General features: G+C 70.6%; 15 protein-coding genes. 7 read left to right on the forward strand and 8 right to left on the reverse strand.

The window, feature by feature from the left end; genetic code table 11:
• Positions 1 to 7: 7 nt before the first annotated feature.
• A complete protein-coding gene (locus JOM49_RS31005) occupies positions 8 to 904 on the reverse strand; it encodes an amidohydrolase family protein (RefSeq protein WP_209667715.1) in 897 nt (298 codons plus the stop codon).
• 94 nt (positions 905 to 998) lie between these two features.
• Here JOM49_RS31005 and JOM49_RS31010 point away from each other — a divergent pair, with 94 nt between their 5' ends.
• Positions 999 to 1,844, forward strand: a complete 846-nt coding sequence (locus JOM49_RS31010; RefSeq protein WP_308158935.1) for a PaaX family transcriptional regulator — start codon at positions 999 to 1,001, stop codon at positions 1,842 to 1,844.
• Positions 1,845 to 2,384: 540 nt separating this feature from the next.
• Here JOM49_RS31010 and JOM49_RS31015 read toward each other — a convergent pair.
• Together JOM49_RS31015 and JOM49_RS31020 are read right to left on the reverse strand one after the other, a co-directional pair.
• On the reverse strand, positions 2,385 to 3,758 hold the full coding sequence (locus JOM49_RS31015; RefSeq protein ID WP_209667716.1) for a GntT/GntP/DsdX family permease: 1,374 nt from the start codon (positions 3,756 to 3,758) through the stop codon (positions 2,385 to 2,387).
• Positions 3,755 to 4,252, reverse strand: a complete 498-nt coding sequence (locus JOM49_RS31020; RefSeq protein ID WP_209667717.1) for a gluconokinase — start codon at positions 4,250 to 4,252, stop codon at positions 3,755 to 3,757. Before JOM49_RS31020 ends, JOM49_RS31015 begins: the two co-directional genes overlap by 4 nt.
• A 123-nt stretch (positions 4,253 to 4,375) precedes the next feature.
• On the opposite strand from JOM49_RS31020, the gene JOM49_RS31025 reads away from it, so the two are divergent.
• The 4 genes from JOM49_RS31025 to JOM49_RS31040 are packed head-to-tail and all read left to right on the forward strand — an operon-like array spanning position 4,376 to position 6,891.
• Positions 4,376 to 5,044 carry a FadR/GntR family transcriptional regulator gene (locus JOM49_RS31025; RefSeq protein WP_209671810.1) on the forward strand — a complete coding sequence of 223 codons (669 nt, stop codon included), beginning with the start codon at positions 4,376 to 4,378 and terminating at the stop codon, positions 5,042 to 5,044.
• A gap of 18 nt (positions 5,045 to 5,062) precedes the next feature.
• Positions 5,063 to 5,977 (forward strand): NAD-dependent epimerase/dehydratase family protein, encoded by a 915-nt coding sequence (locus tag JOM49_RS31030; RefSeq protein WP_209667718.1) that lies wholly within the window; start codon positions 5,063 to 5,065, stop codon positions 5,975 to 5,977.
• Complete coding sequence (locus tag JOM49_RS31035; RefSeq protein ID WP_209667719.1) at positions 5,974 to 6,429, forward strand: VOC family protein; 456 nt, start codon at positions 5,974 to 5,976, stop codon at positions 6,427 to 6,429. Before JOM49_RS31030 ends, JOM49_RS31035 begins: the two co-directional genes overlap by 4 nt.
• Positions 6,430 to 6,447: 18 nt before the next feature.
• Complete coding sequence (locus JOM49_RS31040) at positions 6,448 to 6,891, forward strand: MarR family winged helix-turn-helix transcriptional regulator (RefSeq protein ID WP_209667720.1); 444 nt, start codon at positions 6,448 to 6,450, stop codon at positions 6,889 to 6,891.
• On the opposite strand, the gene JOM49_RS31045 is transcribed toward JOM49_RS31040, so the two are convergent.
• The gene (locus tag JOM49_RS31045) at positions 6,874 to 7,215 is read right to left on the reverse strand and encodes an antibiotic biosynthesis monooxygenase (protein WP_209667721.1); all 342 of its coding nucleotides are present in this window, start codon (positions 7,213 to 7,215) and stop codon (positions 6,874 to 6,876) included. The two genes, JOM49_RS31040 and JOM49_RS31045, sit on opposite strands and share 18 nt — an antisense overlap.
• Positions 7,216 to 7,333: 118 nt before the next feature.
• Between JOM49_RS31045 and JOM49_RS31050 the strand changes: the two genes are divergently transcribed.
• Entirely contained in the window at positions 7,334 to 8,332 is a 999-nt protein-coding gene (locus JOM49_RS31050) for a LacI family DNA-binding transcriptional regulator (protein ID WP_209667722.1), read from the forward strand.
• A 28-nt stretch (positions 8,333 to 8,360) separates the two neighbouring features.
• Positions 8,361 to 11,123, forward strand: coding sequence for an AbfB domain-containing protein (locus JOM49_RS31055; RefSeq protein WP_209667723.1), 2,763 nt, complete (start codon positions 8,361 to 8,363; stop codon positions 11,121 to 11,123).
• Between the two features lie 10 nt (positions 11,124 to 11,133).
• Here the strand turns inward: JOM49_RS31055 and JOM49_RS31060 are convergent, their stop codons facing one another.
• The 4 genes from JOM49_RS31060 to JOM49_RS31075 are packed head-to-tail and all read right to left on the reverse strand — an operon-like array spanning position 11,134 to position 16,221.
• Positions 11,134 to 11,436 carry a hypothetical protein gene (locus JOM49_RS31060; protein ID WP_209667724.1) on the reverse strand — a complete coding sequence of 101 codons (303 nt, stop codon included), beginning with the start codon at positions 11,434 to 11,436 and terminating at the stop codon, positions 11,134 to 11,136.
• Positions 11,433 to 11,918, reverse strand: a complete 486-nt coding sequence (locus JOM49_RS31065) for an ATP-binding protein (RefSeq protein ID WP_209667725.1) — start codon at positions 11,916 to 11,918, stop codon at positions 11,433 to 11,435. Before JOM49_RS31065 ends, JOM49_RS31060 begins: the two co-directional genes overlap by 4 nt.
• Before the next feature lie 44 nt (positions 11,919 to 11,962).
• The gene (locus JOM49_RS31070) at positions 11,963 to 14,182 is read right to left on the reverse strand and encodes a beta propeller repeat protein (protein ID WP_209667726.1); all 2,220 of its coding nucleotides are present in this window, start codon (positions 14,180 to 14,182) and stop codon (positions 11,963 to 11,965) included.
• Positions 14,179 to 16,221, reverse strand: coding sequence for a cellulase family glycosylhydrolase (locus JOM49_RS31075; protein WP_209667727.1), 2,043 nt, complete (start codon positions 16,219 to 16,221; stop codon positions 14,179 to 14,181). Before JOM49_RS31075 ends, JOM49_RS31070 begins: the two co-directional genes overlap by 4 nt.
• Between the last annotated feature and the right edge of the window lie 53 nt (positions 16,222 to 16,274).

Below are 16,274 nucleotides of genomic sequence, written 5' to 3' on the forward strand. Positions count from 1 at the left end.
GGGGGTGCTACCTCTTGCCGTCTGGGTCTGGGTCGGTCCCGGCGAGCCCGAGCAGCTTCGCCGCGTTGTCCTTGAGGATCCGCGGGCGGACCTCGGGCTTGATGTCCAGCTTCGCGAAGTCGGCGAGCCAGCGGTCCGGGGTGATCACCGGGTAGTCCGAGCCGAACAGCACCTTGTCCTTGAGCAGCGAGTTGGCGTAGCGCACCAGCTGCGGCGGGAAGTACTTCGGCGACCAGCCGGACAGGTCGATGTAGACGTACGGTTTGTGCGTGGCCACCGCGAGCGCCTCGTCCTGCCAGGGGAACGACGGGTGCGCGAGGATGATCCGCAGCTCCGGGAAGTCCACCGCCACGTCGTCGACCAGCATCGGGTTCGAGTGCTTGAGGCGGATGCCGCCCCCGCCGGGCACCCCGGCGCCGATGCCGGTCTGCCCGGTGTGGAACAACGCGGGCACGCCGAGTTCCTCGATCGCCTCGTACAACGGGTAGGCCATCGGGTCGTTCGGCGCGAAACCCTGGATGCTGGGGTGGAACTTGAACCCGCGCACGCCGTGCTCGGCCACCAGCCGCCGTGCCTCCCGCACCCCGGCCCGGCCCTTCCACGGATCGACGCTGGCGAACGGGATCAGCACGTCGGCGTGCTCGGCGCAGCTCTGCGCGACCTCTTCGTTCGCGATCCGCGGGTGCCCGGTGGCGTGCTCGGCGTCCACGGTGAACACCACCGCGGCCATCCGGCGTTCGCGGTAGTAGGCGGCCATTTCGGGAATGGTGGGCTGGCGGTGGCCGTGTGCCTTGAAGTAGTCGGCGGAGGCGCCGAGCAGGTCCGGGCTCAGCGACGGGTGGCCGTCCTTCGAGACTTCGGCGTGCGTGTGCACGTCGATGGCGACGAGTTCGCCGAGGTTCACCATGGCCTCCCTGCGGATCGCGCTCCAACATAGGTCGCGCTCGTGACGGGCGTCAAGATTGTGCCCAACAATGATCGACGTCTACGCTGGGGCCGTGACGGCAAGTGATCCCGGCGACTCCGCGCTGAGCTACTCGGCCCGGCCGCAGTCACTGATGTTCAGCTTCCTGGGCCTGCACGTGATGGGCCGGGACACCGCCGTCTACTCGGGCAGCGTGATCGCCGTCTTCGGGCGCGTGGGCATCTCGGAGGAGGCGGTCCGCTCGACGCTGACACGGATGGTCAAGCGGGGCCTGCTCACCCGCCACCGCCGGGGCCGCCGGGTCTACTTCGGACTGACCAGCCGCGCGGCCGGGGTGCTGGAGGACGGCAGCAGGCGCATCTGGCAGACCGGCGCGGTCAACCGCGACTGGGACGGCAACTGGACCCTGGTCGGCTTCTCCCTGCCCGACACCCGGCGCGGCGACCGGCACGACCTGCGCTCACGCCTGGTGTGGGCCGGGTTCGGGCCGCTGCAGAACGGCCTGTGGATCGCGCCGGGCACCAAGGACGCCGCCTCGATCGTCGACGGGCTGGACCTGGCGGACAACGTCAACGTGTTCACCGCGCAGCACGCGAAGCCCACCGAGTCGGCCGACCTGGTCCACCGCGCCTTCGACGTCGACGCCATCGCGACGCGGTACCACGCCTTCCTGAGCCGGTGGGAGCCCGCCGCTCCCCTGCCGTCGTTCCCGGACGACCTGGCGCGGCAGCTGGTCCTGCACACCGACTGGCTGCAACTGGTCCGGCAGGACCCGCACCTGCCCGCCGAACACCTGGCGCCCGACTGGCCCGCCATCCGCGCCGAGCAACTCTTCCACCGGCTGGCCAACCGGTACGCCGAAACCGCCTCCACCCTGGCCACCGAAGTCCTGGACGAAATCCCCCTCCCCCCAAACTGACCCCCCACCCGAACCCCACCCTCATGCACCCGAACCCCACGTTCAGGTAGCCGAGTTCCACACTCGCGCAGCCGAACCCCACGTTCGCGGACGAACCCCACACTCAGGCACCCGAACCACACACCCAAGCCCCCGAACCGCACGTTCAGGCACCCGAACCCCACGCTCAGGTAGCCGAACCCCACGTTGCGGCAACCGAGTTCAACACTCGGGTAGTCGAACCCCACGCTCAGGTTCGCGAGTTCGACGTTCAGGCAGCCGAACTTCACGTTCGGGTAGCTGAGTCCTGCGTTCAGGCAGCCGGATCCGACTTTCGAGTGGCACGGGACTCGCCTGCCCGGATGTCGGACCCGGCCTGCCGAACGCTGGACTCAGCAGTCCGAATGTGGGGTTCGGCTACCCGAACGTGATACTCGGCTGCCTCAACGTGAGGTTCGGCTGCGTGAACGTGCGGTTCGGCTGCGTGAACGTAGAACTCGGGTTTCTGAACGTGTGGTTCGGGTTCCTGGACGTGGGGTTGGGGGTGGGGGCGGGGTGGGGTTATAGGAGGGCGCCTAGTGGGAGGATCAGGAGGATCGCCACTACCGAGATGACCGTTTCCATGATCGACCAGCTTTTCACCGTCTGCCCGACCGACATGCCGAAGTACTCCTTCACCAGCCAGAACCCGGCGTCGTTGACGTGCGAGAAGAACAGTGAGCCCGCGCCGATGGCGAGCACCAGCAGGGCGCTGTGCGCCGGGTCCAAAGTGGCCGCGAGCGGCGCGACGATACCGGCCGCCGAGACCGTCGCCACGGTGGCCGAGCCGGTGGCCAGGCGGATCGCGACCGCGACCAGCCAGCCCAGCAGCAGCGGCGAGAAGTTCGCCCCGGTGGCCAGTTGGGTGATCACGTCACCCACCCCGGCGTCCACCAGCGTCTGCTTGAACCCGCCACCGGCGCCGACGATCAGCAGGATGCCGGCGATCGGCCCGAGCGAGTCGGCCAGCGTGCTCGACATCCGGCCGCGGGTGAACCCGGCGGCCCGCCCGAGGGTGACCATGCCGACCAGCACCGCGGCCAGCAGCGCGACCAGCGGGTCGCCGATGAAGTCGAGCACCCGCCGGAGCTGGTTCTCCTTGTCCAGCAGGATGTCCGCGAGCGCCTTGCCCATCATCAGCACCACCGGCAGCAGGACGGTGCCCACGGTGGCGAAGAAGCTGGGACGGCGGGTGTTCTCCGCGGTGTCCCCCACCGACTCGGGGATCAGGTGCTCGGGTGCCTGCGCGTCCGGCACCAGCCGCGCGGCCAGCCTGCCGAACAGCGGCCCGGCGATGATCACCGTCGGGATCGCGATCAGCACGCCGAAGGCCAGCGTGATGCCGACGTTGGCGTTCAGCGCCCCGGCCGCGGCGAGCGGACCGGGGTGCGGCGGCACCAGGCCGTGCAGCACCGAGAGCCCGGCCAGCGCCGGAATGCCGAGCAGCAGCAGTGGCTGACCGCTGCGCCGCGAGACCAGCAGCACCACCGGGATCAGCATGACCAGGCCGATCTCGAAGAACATCGGCAGCCCGATCAGCGCGGCCACCAGCGCCATCGCCCACGGCAGCAGCTTCGGCCCCGACCGCGAGATGATGGTGTCCACGATCTGCTCGGCCCCGCCGGAGTCGGCGAGCAGCTTGCCGAGCATCGCGCCGAGCGCGATCAGCACGCCGACCGAGGCCACCGTGGAGCCGACCCCGTTGCTGAAGCTCTTGATCAGCTTGTCCACCGGCATGCCCGCGACCAGGCCGAGTACCCCGGAGGACAGGATCAGCGCGAGGAAGGGGTGCAGCTTCAGCTTGGTGATCAGCACGACGATCAGCGCGATCGCCAGCACGGTGGCGCCGAGCAGGCGGAGGTCGTGACCCCCTGCGGCCGCGGCGAGTGTGTTCACGGGTGGTCCTTCCGATAGGCGGTGAACGCGGCTTCCACGAGTTCTTCCGGCGGGGCACCGATGTCCAGGGTGCGGCCTCGCTCGCCCGCGCGCAGCGGACCGAGGTCGGCCAGCTGGGAGTCCAGTAAGGACGGAGGCATGAAGTGCCCGGAGCGGCCGCCGATCCGGGCGGCGAGCAGTTCGCGGGCGCCGTCGAGGTGCAGGAACCAGACGTCACCGCCGCCGCGGAGCACGTCCCGGTACTCGTGCTTCAGCGCCGAGCAGGTGACCACGCCACCGGTGGCGGCGTGGTCGCGCACCCAGCGCGCGATGGCTCTGAGCCACGGCCACCGGTCGGCGTCGGTGAGCGGGACCCCCGAGGCCATCTTCTCGATGTTCGACGCCGGGTGGAACGCGTCCGCCTCGGCGTACTCGACGCCGAAGCGCCCGGCCAGCGCGGCGCCCACGGTGCTCTTGCCCGCGCCCGCCACGCCCATCACCACGATGACCGCCATTCGGTGACCTCCTTGTCCGCGGCAGAGAGTAGACCCAATAGGTACTACTTAATCAAGGGAAAGTACTACTTAATCGAGTCAGTGCGGTACGGTCACCGCATGGCCGACGGGGTGCACTCGAAGATGCTGGACGAGCTGGGCACCGCGATCGCCGGCGGCGAGCTGCCCCCCGGTTCGGTGCTCCGCCTCGAAGAACTCCAGGTGCGCTACGGCGCGTCGCGCACGGTCGCGCGCGAGGTGGTGCGCGCGCTGGAGACCATGCGGCTCACCACGAGCAAGCGGCGGGTCGGGGTCACCGTGCGGGACCACAGCGAGTGGAACCACTACGACCCACGGGTGATCCGCTGGCAGCTCGACGGCCCCGGGCGGCAGGCGGCGCTGCGGACACTGACCGAACTGCGGTCCGCGATCGAGCCGAGCGCGGCCCGGTTCGCCGCCCTGCGCGCCACCCCGGAACAGCGTGGCCAGCTGCGCGCGCTCGGCTCCCGGCTGGCGAGCACGGCGAAGGCGCGTGACCTCGAGACCTTCCTCGGCCACGACATCACCTTCCACGACCTGCTGCTCACCGCCTCGGGCAACCCGATGTTCGGCCAGCTCGCCGCGGTGGTGGCCGAGGTGCTCACCGGCCGGACCGGGCACGGCCTGATGCCGCCGGAGCCGCAGCCGGAAGCCGTGGCGCTGCACCAGGAGGTCGCGCTCGCGGTCGACCGCGGTGAGCCCGACCGGGCCGAGCGCGCCATGCGCGACATCGTCATCCAGGCACGGGACGAAATGGCGGACCTGCTCGGCTGAGCGGACTAGGGTCGGCGCATGCGGGTCTTCGTCACGGGAGCGACCGGCGCGATCGGCGGGCACGCGGTGCCCGCGTTGCTCCGGGCCGGGCACGAGGTGAGCGCGCTGGCGCGGACGCCGGAGAAGGCCGCGGCTCTCACCGCGCAGGGGGCGGCGGCTGTCTCGGTTTCGCTGTTCGACCGGGCGGCGCTGGCCGACGCCTTCGCCGGGCACGACGCGGTGGCCAATCTGGCTTCGGCCATCCCGCCGATGAGCCGGTTCCTCAGCCGCAAGGCGTGGGCGGACTGCGCCCGCGTGCGGACCGAGGGTTCGGCGGCGGTCGCCGACGCCGCGCTCGCCGCCGGGGTCGGCCGGATGGTCCAGGAGTCGGTGAGCATGCTCTACCGCGACCACGGCGCGCACTGGATCGACGAAGATCACCCGATCGAGCACTACCCGCTGGCCCGCTCCAACATCGCCGCCGAGCGCAGCGCCCACCGGTTCACCGAGTCCGGCGGCGTCGGCGTGGTGCTGCGGTTCGGCTGGTTCTACGGACCGGGCGCCGAGCACTCCGAACAGTTGCTCGCCCAGGCGCGCCACCACATCGCCGTGCGGCTCGGGGCTGCCGACAGCTACGTCTCCTCGATCCACATGGCCGACGCGGGCCGGGCGGTCGCCGCCGCACTGGACGCGCCCGCGGGCACTTACAACGTGGTCGACGACGAGCCACTCACCAAACGCGAGTACGCCGCCGCGCTGGCCGACGCGGCGGGCACCCGCGCCTGGATCCACGGCCCCGGGCGGGCCGCGCTGCTGCTCGGCGACCGGCTCACCTCGCTGACCCGGTCGATCCGCGTGCGCAACGCGAAGTTCCGCGAGGCCACCGGCTGGGCGCCGGAATTCCCCAGCGCCCGCGAAGGCTGGCGAGCCACCGCCGAAGGGGGAGTCCGATGAACTGGACCATCGAAGTGATCTGCCTGCCGGTCACCGACGTCGACCGCGCCAAGGAGTTCTACGGCGAACGGCTCGGCTTCGGCGTCGACTTCGACACCGATCAGGGCGGCACGCGGGTGGTGCAGGTGACGCCGCCGGGTTCGGGGTGCTCCATCGCCTTCGGTGTCGGGCTCGTCGACGAGAACTCGGCGGTGCTGCGGGCCACCGGTGGCCCGCCGATGCGCCCCGGTTCGGCGCAGGGCCTGCAACTCGTCGTCGGCGATCTGCCCGCCGCGCACGCCGAACTCACCGGCCGCGGGGTGGCGGTCAGCCCGATCCAGGTGTTCGGCCGGGACGGCGAGCTGCACCCCTACCGCGAGGGCGAGGAGCTGGACAATGTCGGCTTCTTTTTCTTCAGCGATCCCGACGGGAACGGCTGGGCGGTCCAGCAGATCAGCAGCAGGCTGGCGTGACGGCCCTATGCTGGCATGGTGACCGACGCACTGGAAGAGTACCGGCTGCTCATCGCCGACGTGTACGAACTGGCCGGGATCTCCCGGCGCACCAGTGAGGACATCGCCCGTGAAGCCGGGCAGACCGCGGCGCGCTGGCACGTGCTCAGCGTGCTTTCCGACGGACCGCGCACGGTGCCGGGCGCGGCCCGCCGCCTCGGGCTGACGCCGCAGAGCGTGCAGCGCGTGGTGACCGACCTGCTCGACGCCGGGCAGGCCGAGGCACTGTCCAATCCGGACCACGCGCGGTCGCCGCTGATCGCGCTGACCGACGACGGCCGCGCCACGCTCGAGCGCCTGTTCGCCCGGTCCGACAACGCCCGCGAGCGCCTGCTGGAGCGGGCGGGCGTCAGCGCCGGAGAACTGCACCAGGCCAGGGAAACCCTCCGGACGCTGCTGGATTCCCTACGCACACCGGGCTGAGTCGTCCGCCCGGTGCCGGTGGACCAGCTCGAAGTGCTGTGCGTGCTCGTCGTACCGGGACAGCAACGCCCGGGCGGCGGGCGGCACCACCGAGCCGGTGAGGTCGTCGCCGGCGAACTCGCGGACGGCCGCCCAGTCGTCGAAGACCATCAGGGTGACGAACTCGGTTCCGTCCACATCGGACGCCCCACGCAGCACGTCCAGCTCGCGCAGCCCGGGGATGCCGCGCCGCAGGATGCCCGGCGCGATGGTGGTGTTGAGCAGTTCTTCGTAGGCGGCGGCCTGCGCACCGGCCGCCCAGCCATGCCAGACGCGGAGGATCATGTCCGCAGCCTAACCGCAGCCGACTGGCGAAACAACAGCATACTGTCAAACTATAATTTGCATCGTTGGCACAACGTTGTAAAAGGACTAAGCTGAGCAATCCGGCGGCGAAGGGATCGTGGTGGCAACTCTGCGGGATGTCGCGGTGCTCGCCGGGGTCTCCGTGAAGACCGTCTCGAACGTGGTCAACGGCTACGACTTCGTCAAACCGGAGAACCGCCGCCGGGTGGAGGACGCGCTCGCAGCCACCGGGTACCGGCCCAACCTCGGCGCGCGGAACCTGAGGCGCGGCCGCACCGGCTTCCTCGCACTGGTCGTGCCGGAACTGAGCATCCCGTACTTCGGGGAACTCGCCGGCGCCATCATCACCGCCGCCCGTGAACGCGGCTGGAACGTGCTCATCGAAGAGACCCAAGGCGCCCGCGAGAGCGAGCGCGACACCCTCGCCTCGCTCGGCCCGCACCTGGTGGACGGCGCGATCATCAGCCCCGAGGCACTGGAACCCGGCGACCTCACCGATCCCGCCGGCATCCCGATGGTCCTGCTCGGGGAGCACCGCCTCGACGTGCCGATGGACCACGCCGGGATCGACAACGTGCTCGCGGCCCGCACCGCGGTCGGGCACCTGGCCGGGCTCGGCCGCACCCGCATCGCCGTCATCGGCCAGCACCCACGCCGTGGCACGGCCGCGCAGCGCCTGGCGGGGTACCGCGACGCGCTCGACGAGGCGGGCCTGCCGGAAGCGCCCGAGCTCATCGCACCCGCCACGCGCTACCACCAGCGCGACGGTGCCGAAGCCATGGCACGGCTGCTCGACCTGCCGGAACCACCGGACGCGGTGTTCTGCTTCAACGACATGCTCGCGCTCGGCGCGGTCCGCGCCGCCTTCGAACGCGGCCGCTCGGTGCCCGGCGACATCGCCGTCGCCGGGTTCGACAACACCGAGCAGAGCGCCTACAGCCTTCCCTCGCTCACCACCATCGCGCCCGACAAGACCGCGCTCGCGCGCGCGGCGGTCGAGCTGATCCACCGCCGTGGCACCGGCGGCGCGTCAGCCCCGCCGGAGGACGTGCGCATCCCGTTTTCCCTGCGGATCAGGGAGAGCACCACCGGATAGGTCCCCACCGAATCCCCGGAGGTCCCGCATGTCGCTACCGCGTCCCGAAGAACGTCGTAAGGGCAGACCTCACGCACTGCTCGTCGCGCTGCTCGTGCTCGCCGGGCTGGTGGTGGCCACCCCGGCCGCCTCGGCCGCGACCTGGCAGCCCAAACCGGCCCCGCTGAACACCCCCTGGACCACCCAGGTCTCCCCCACCAATGCCTTGCCCGAATACCCGCGACCGCAGCTGGTGCGGTCGGACTGGCTCAACCTCAACGGGGTCTGGGAGTTCGCCGGCGCGCCGAACCTCAACTCCCCGCCGATCGGGCAGACCCTGCCCGAAGGCGTGCTCGTGCCCTACCCGATCGAGTCCGCGTTGTCCGGCATCAAACGCCACGAGGACACCATGTTCTACCGGCGCGACTTCACTGTCCCGTCCACTTGGAACGGTCGGCGGGTGAAGCTGAACTTCGGCGCGGTCACCTGGGAGACCCGGGTGTGGGTGAACGGCACCCAGGTCGGCACGCACACCGGCGGCTACGACGCCTTCTCCTTCGACATCACCGGCGCGCTGCGGGCCGGGGCCAACGAGATCGTCGTCGGCGTGCACTCCCCCGTCGACGGCAACCGCTTCCCGATCGGCAAGCAGCGGCGCGATCCCAGCGGGATCTTCTACACCGCCTCTTCGGGCATCTGGCAGACGGTCTGGCTGGAACCGGTCACCACCGCGCACATCACCCGGCTGGACACCACCCCGGACGTGCCCGCCGGTGTGCTCGACCTCGTGGTGCAGGGCACGGCGGGCCAGCAGGCGCGTGCCGAGGTGCTCAGCGGCGGCCAGGTGGTCGGCACGGCGACCGGCGCGGTCGGCTCGCACCTGCGGATCCCGGTGCCGAACGCCCGGCTGTGGTCACCGGACGACCCGTTCCTCTACGACCTGCGTGTCACCCTGCCCGGCAGTGGCGACGTGGTCACCGGCTACTTCGGCATGCGGTCGCTGGGCAAAGCGATGGTCGGCGGGGTGCTGCGGCCACTGCTGAACGGCAAGTTCGTCTTCCAGCTCGGCACCCTGGACCAGGGTTACTGGCCCGACGGCATCTACACCGCCCCGACCGACGCCGCGTTGCGCTTCGACCTCGAACGCCAGAAGGCGCTCGGGTTCAACATGGTGCGCAAGCACATCAAAGTGGAGCCGGCGCGCTGGTTCTACCACGCCGACCGGCTGGGTCTGCTGGTCTGGCAGGACATGCCGTCGCTGGACGCGGTGGACGACACCTCGGCGGCCAGTCACGTCAACTTCGAGGCCGAGCTGCGGCGGATCGTCGACCAGCTCAAGGGCATCACCTCGATCGTGCAGTGGGTGCCGTTCAACGAGGGCTGGGGCGAGTACGACAACGGGCGCATCGTCGACCTGGTGCGCTCGCACGACAACACCCGGCTGATCAACCACAACTCGGGCTCGAACTGCTGCGTCTCGGATCCCGAACCCGGCAACGGGGACGTGCTCGACGACCACGCGTACCAGATGTCGCCGGGCACGCGCCTGCCCACGGCGAGCCGCGTCGCGGTGCTCGGTGAGTACGGCGGGCTCGGCAGGCGGATCACCGGGCACGAGTGGCAGCCGGGCGCGGGATTCGCCTACGGGGACCTGTTCCCCGACGAGACCTCGCTGACCAACCGGTACACCGAGATCACCCGCGAGGTCGGCCGGTTCGTGCAGACCCGCGGGCTGTCCGCGTCGGTCTACACCGAGCCGTACGACGTGGAGAACGAGATCAACGGCTTCTACACCTACGACCGCCAGGTGCTGAAGATGACCGAGTCCCGGGTGCGGGAGGTGAACCAGCAGGTGCTCGCGCTGGCCGCCGGTACCGCGATCCCGCGTGGCGAGCCGGTCTCGCTGCGGGTGACCACGCCGGGGTTCACCGACCGGTACCTGCGGCACCAGGACAGCCTCGCCCGCACCGACGTGCCCGCGAACGACCTGGTGAAGCAGGACGCCACCTTCTGGACCCGGCCGGGGCTGGCGAATTCGTCGTGCGTGTCGTTCGAATCGCGCAACTTCCCGGGCCGCTACCTGCGGCACGCCAACTCGCGCATCCGGGCCGACGTGAACGACGGATCAGCCGGCTTCGCCGGGGATGCCACGTTCTGCGTCCGCGCGGGACAGGGTGCTTCGGCGCTCGAGTCGCACAACCAGCCGGGCGCCTTCATCCGCCACCACCAGGAGCTGGTCTACCTGGCGCGGGCGAGCGGGCCGAACCCGTGGGACGGCGGCGGCAGCTTCGCCGCGGACACCACCTGGGCGGCGACGATCCCGTTGTGGCGCAGCGGTGCCGACCTGCCGGTGGACCAGGCGCGGTCGTTCCAGGTGAGCACGCCCGGGTTCACCGACCGGTACCTGCGGCACCAGGACAGCCTGGCGCGGACGGACGTGGTCACCGCGGGCAGTCCCGCGCTGCTGAAGTCGGACGCGACGTTCGTGATCCGGCGTGGGCTGGCAGATTCGTCCTGCTACTCACTGGAGTCGCGGAACCTGCCCGGTCAGTACCTGCGGCATTCGGGCTTCCGGGTGCGGCTGGGCGCCGATGACGGCAGCGAAATATTCGACCGTGACGCGACCTTCTGCGCGCAGCCGGGCAGTGGTGCCGGAACCGTGCGGCTGGCGTCGATCAACGAACTGGGCACGAACGTCCGGCACTACGCGGACGAGGTGTGGGTCGCGTCCAGCGGTGGCGCGCACACCTACGACAACCCGGCGTCCTACGCGCAGGACGTGAGCTGGGCGGTCGCCCCTGCGTGGGCGTAGACCCGGGGGCTCACCGTCCGCCCCGGCGGACGGTGAGCTTCGCGCCCGGCACCAGTCCGGCGTACTCGCGGGCGACCTCGCCACCGGCCGCTCCCCCGAAGACGACCAGGTGCCGGGCGCCCGCCGCCGCGTAGATCCGCCACAGCGCCTCGAAATTGCGCCGGACGAGGCGCTCGTCGCCGTGCCAGCCGATGTCGTGCAGGTCGATGTAACCGGCCTTGGTGCCGTTGGTGAACAGGTCGCGGTACATCGCCCAGGCCTCGGCGGACTGCCCGCGCTCGGCGGGGTCGTACAGCCAGATCACCTCGGTCATCGGGCGAACCCCGTCCGCTCCAGCACCAGCGCGGCCGAGTCCGCCGTGGACAGGTGCGTGGTGTCGACGGTGTGGTCGGCGAACTCGGTGCGGTCCAGCGCGGCGGCTTCCTCCAGGCACCGGTCGACCAGGTCGGTGAACCGGCCCCGGCGCAGGAACCGTGCCTTGTGCACCTCGGGGTCGGCGCGCAGGCGGCACAGGGTGATCGGGGTGCCGTCGATGCGGTAGCGGGCGAAGTCCCCGGCCGTGAGCAGGTTCCCGGACACCACCAGGCCGCGCGCCCCGGCATCCCGGAAGTTCGGCCACAACGCGGCCAGGCCGGCGGACTTCACCCCGTGGTTGGCCTGATCGTCGTCCGGGGCCGGGTAGCAGAGGCCGATCTGGTCGGTGTCGAGGTGCGCGAACTCGGGGTGCGAGCGCGTGATCTCCCGCGCCACGGAGGTCTTGCCCGCCGCGGGCGGGCCGAACAGCCAAAGGAGCACGGCGGTCACCCTGCCAGGCCGGGCCTGGCAGGGGCCACCGAATATCAGGCGGTGTCGGCGTAGACGATGCCGCGCCCGTTCGTGCCGATGTACACGCGGCCGTAGATTCGCGGATCCCCGGTCACCGCTTCCCCGGCGTTGCCGTACTGGTGCGCGTTGTCGTTGATGCGCACCCAGCTGGCACCGGTGTCGTCCGAGCGGTAGAACCCGTTCTCCCGCACCAGGTACAGCGCCGGGTAGGCCCTGCCGGGCGCCGCCTTGCCGAAGCCGACGTTGACCGCCTTGTCCACACCGGACAGTTTGGTCACCGTGGCACCGGAGTCGGTCGAATGGAACAGCCCGCCCGCGCCGGCGAGCCACAGGTCGCCCTCGCGGCCCGGGACGGCGTGGAACTTCGCCGCGTCCACCGTCGCGGCGGCGGTGAAGTTCGCGCCGCCGTCGGTGCTCACGTAGAGCCGTCCCCCGGACAGGCCGTAGAACTTCATCGGGTTCACCCGGTCCGCCTCGACCACCGCACCGGCCGGGATACCCGCCGACGGCGTCCACGAATTGCCGAAGCCGACCGAGTAGTGCACGGCCGCACCCTGCGGGCTCCAGACGAACCGGCTGCCGTTCGCCGCCGCGGCGACCGTGCCACCGCCGGTCACGCCACCCGGTTCGGTCGCGCCCCACCAGTTCGCGCCGCCATCGGCGGAGAACGCCACGCGCGGCGACTGGTCGGTGTTGCCCGCGCGGACCATCGTGCCCGGGGACAGTTCGGCGTAGTCCAGGCTGGTGGTCGAGGTGAACACCGGGCCGGTGAACATCTTCGACGGCACCTTCGCCAGGTCGTCGTGCCGGAACCCGCCGATGTCCCCGAGGCCGCTGACCAGCGGCGGCCCGGACGGCGGGCTGATCAGGTCCAGCACCGCGGTCTCCTCGAGCCCGCCCGCCGTGGGTTCGAGGCGGATCTTCCCGCCGGTGTCCCAGGCCGTGAGGTTCTTCGTGCCGTAGATCGTCGCGCCCGTGCCGTACATCATCCGGTTCGAGTCGAACGGGTCGATCTCCAGCGACTCGGTCATCCAGCCGAGCTTGGGCGAGGTCTCCGGCGGCGCCGGATTCGCGCCGAAGGTGAGCCAGGGCGCGGCGGAGATGTCCATCTCGTAGCGCAGGGTCCGCTCGGGGTAGTTGCCCCAGTCCCAGATCCGGGTCCAGGTCGCGCCGCCGTCGGTGCTGCGGAAGATGATGATGTCCGGCCACCACGAGATCTGCGTGGCCACCATCAGCGTGCCGGGGTGCTGCCGGTCCACGCTCAGCCCGCTGTAGCCGAAGTGGTTGTCCGCGCTGTCCGACGGGATGGGGCTGATCCGCGTCCAGGCGCCGGTGGCGGTGTCGAACTTCCACACGTCACCCTTGCCGCCGTCGTACGGGCCGCCCTTGTCGTTGGTGGCCAGGTAGAGGAAGCCGCCCGCTTCGTCCAGCACGCCCTTGTGCGCCAGGTAGCCGGTCGGCTGACCGGGCAGGCGCTGCCAGGTCGCGCCCGCGTCGGTGCTGCGGTAGACCGTGTTCTCCTTGTCGGCCACCCCGACGTAGACGGTCTTGCTGGGGCTGCCCGCGGTGCCCGAGCGCGAGTCGTAGGTCACCCAGACCACGCCCTGGTTGTCACTGGCGTAGCCGTTGGGGTCCGCCGGGTTCTCCACGTAGTTGCCCGGGTTCGGGAACGCGGTCACCTTCGCCCAGCTCACCCCGGAGTCCGTGCTGCGCCACAGGCCGTTGCCACTCGGCGCGCCGAGGTAGAGCACGCGCCCGTCGTTCGGGTCGACGGCGAGCCGCTCCCCCATACCGCGGCCCGGCATGTTTCCGCCGAGCTTGAACGGCAGCGGGCTGACCTGCCAGGTGGCCCCGCGGTCCGACGAGCGCAGGATCGCGCCGTTGTTCGGATCCCAGCTGTTGGTGTACATCCCGGCCGCGGCGTACACGCGGTTGGCGTTCTTGGGGTCCGGCGCGATGCTGACCACGCCGTTGTACCCCCACTTGTCCCAGCCCACCCAGTCCAGCAGCGGGATCCAGCGGCCGGCTGCCTGGTTCCACCGGTAGGCGCCGCCGATGTCGGTGCGCGCGTAGATCAGGTTCTTCTCGGCGGGGCTGAACACGATGCCGGGCACGAACCCGCCGCCCGCGATCTCCACGTTGCGCCAGGTGGCCGGCGCGGGTTCCGGGGCCGCCGCGGCCGGGCCGGACAGCGTGGACAGGATCAGCAGTGCCGCCGCGAGCAGCCACCTCATGGCTCGACCCCCCAGGTGCGGGTCCCGCCGAGGTAGGCGGGGATCTGGGGCGCGGCGGTGTAGGCGGCCGCCGCGCCGTGGCTGTGGTCGTCCGTCTCGTCGAAGTTCGACCAGTCGTTCTTGCCCAGCCGCAGCTGGATCTCGCCGGTGGACTGGCCGGGGGCGAGGGTGCCGGTGGTGAAGCCGACTTCGAGGTAGGCGTCGGCGCCGGGCACGGCCGTGGCTGCGTGCACCGCGGTGCTCAGGTTCGCGCAGCCGGTGGCGGCCCAGTCGCAGTAGGACGAGACCGCGCCGGAGCCGTCACGGGTGAAGTAGTACCGCACCGTCACGCCCTGGAGATCCACTGTGGACTGTCCGGTGTTGACCACCTGGAGGCCCGGCCGGATGGCGTTGTCCGCCGGACTGGCGTCGTTGTTGCGGTAGAGCACCTGCAGGCTGCCCGGTGGTGCCGCCGAAGTGCGCACGGTCAGCGGGGCGGAGGGCGCGGACACGTTGCCCGCCGCGTCCCTGGCCCGCACGGTGTAGGTGTAGTCGGTGTTCGGCGCCAGGCCGTTGTCGGTGAACGAGGTGCCCGGGGAACTGCCCACTTTGGTGCCACCGCGGTAGATGTCGTACTCGCGCACGCCCACGTTGTCCGTGGCGGCGCCCCAGCCGAGGGTGACGCTCGCCGAGCCGGTCGCCGTGCTCACCACCGCGCCGGGCACGCCCGGGGCTTCCGTGTCCGTACCGCCACCGCCGCCGTAACGCTCGCCCAGGCTGATGCCGGTGGTGCTGCCCGCACCACCCAGCGGTACCTCGTGGTCGAGGCTGACGAACTTGCCGCCGTGCTGCCAGAGCGCCGGTTTGAGCAGCGCGTACTTGGTCTCGTCCCAGGTCTTCCAGTCGTCGAGCAGCAGGCCGCCGGTGTCACCGGAGTTCGGGTTGAGGCACCAGAACGTCTGGTGCAGCCTGTTTTCGGTGATCAGGTCACGCAGGGCGGTCATCCACCGGTCCTGGCGCGCGTCCTGGCCCAGCCGTCCGCCCCACTCGCCGACCAGCAGCGGCGCGGTGCCGTTCTCGTGCAGGTAGAACCAGTTCGGCCGCCACACGTCGTCGGTCAGCGTGGTCTTGTCGAACTCCTTCTTGAACCACGGCTGCTCGAACACCAGCGGCCCGTAGTCGTGCGGCGAGTACACCAGCTGGTCCTGGTTCGCCCCCAGGTTCACCGGGTGGTCCTTGGCGCCGCGCAGGTTCCCGCCCCACCAGGTGCCGTGGTAGTCGGTGCCGGTGACCGAACTCCAGTTCTTGCCGTCCTTCGGGTAGATCTCGTTGCCCTCGCAGAGGATCAGCACATTGGGGTTGATCGCGAGGATGCGCTTGCCCGCGGTTTCGCAGGCGTGCTTGAAGTTGTCCTGGTCGGTCGAGCTGTCCCACTTGGCCCGCGGCGTGGTCGAGGCGGTGCCGTGCGGTTCGTTCTTGACGTCCATCGCGATGATGGTGTCGTCGGTCTTGTACCTCGCGGTGACCCATTCCCAGCCCTGGTAGAACAGCTCCGGGGTGATCGAGCCCTTCCACCACACCGGCTGCACGTGCCCGGAGTTGTCCGCCTCGGCGCTGTGCACGTCGAGCATCACCTTGAGGCCGTACTTCTCGCACAGGGCCAGGAAGTGGTCGAACACCTCGAGCGTGGTTTTCCCGGTCAGCTCGGGGTTGACGTAGGTGTTGACCGCGCTGGCCTGACCCGCCTGCCCGGCCTTCCACTCCAGCAGCAGCTGGGTGGAGATCGGCACGCGCACCAGGTTGATGCCGCGCTCGGCCATCGACCGGGTGACCTGCTCGATGTTCGCGCTCCACAGGCCGTGGAACACCCGTTCCCCGGCGTTGAAGCCGAACCAGTTGGCGCCGGTGAGCCACACCTCGTTCCCGTCGGCGTCGACGATCCGGTTGCCCTCGGTGTGCAGCCAGTCGGCCGTGGCGGCGGCCGCCGGTGGTGGCGCCGATCCGGACGGCACCACCACGGCGGCGAACACCAGCAGCACGGCCACGAGCAGTTTTCGCACCGGGACTCCTCACGACGTCGGGAGCGCGCCTTGGGAGCGCTCCCAGACGTGTT

Source organism: Amycolatopsis magusensis (assembly GCF_017875555.1).
Taxonomy (GTDB): Bacteria; Actinomycetota; Actinomycetes; order Mycobacteriales; family Pseudonocardiaceae; genus Amycolatopsis; species Amycolatopsis magusensis.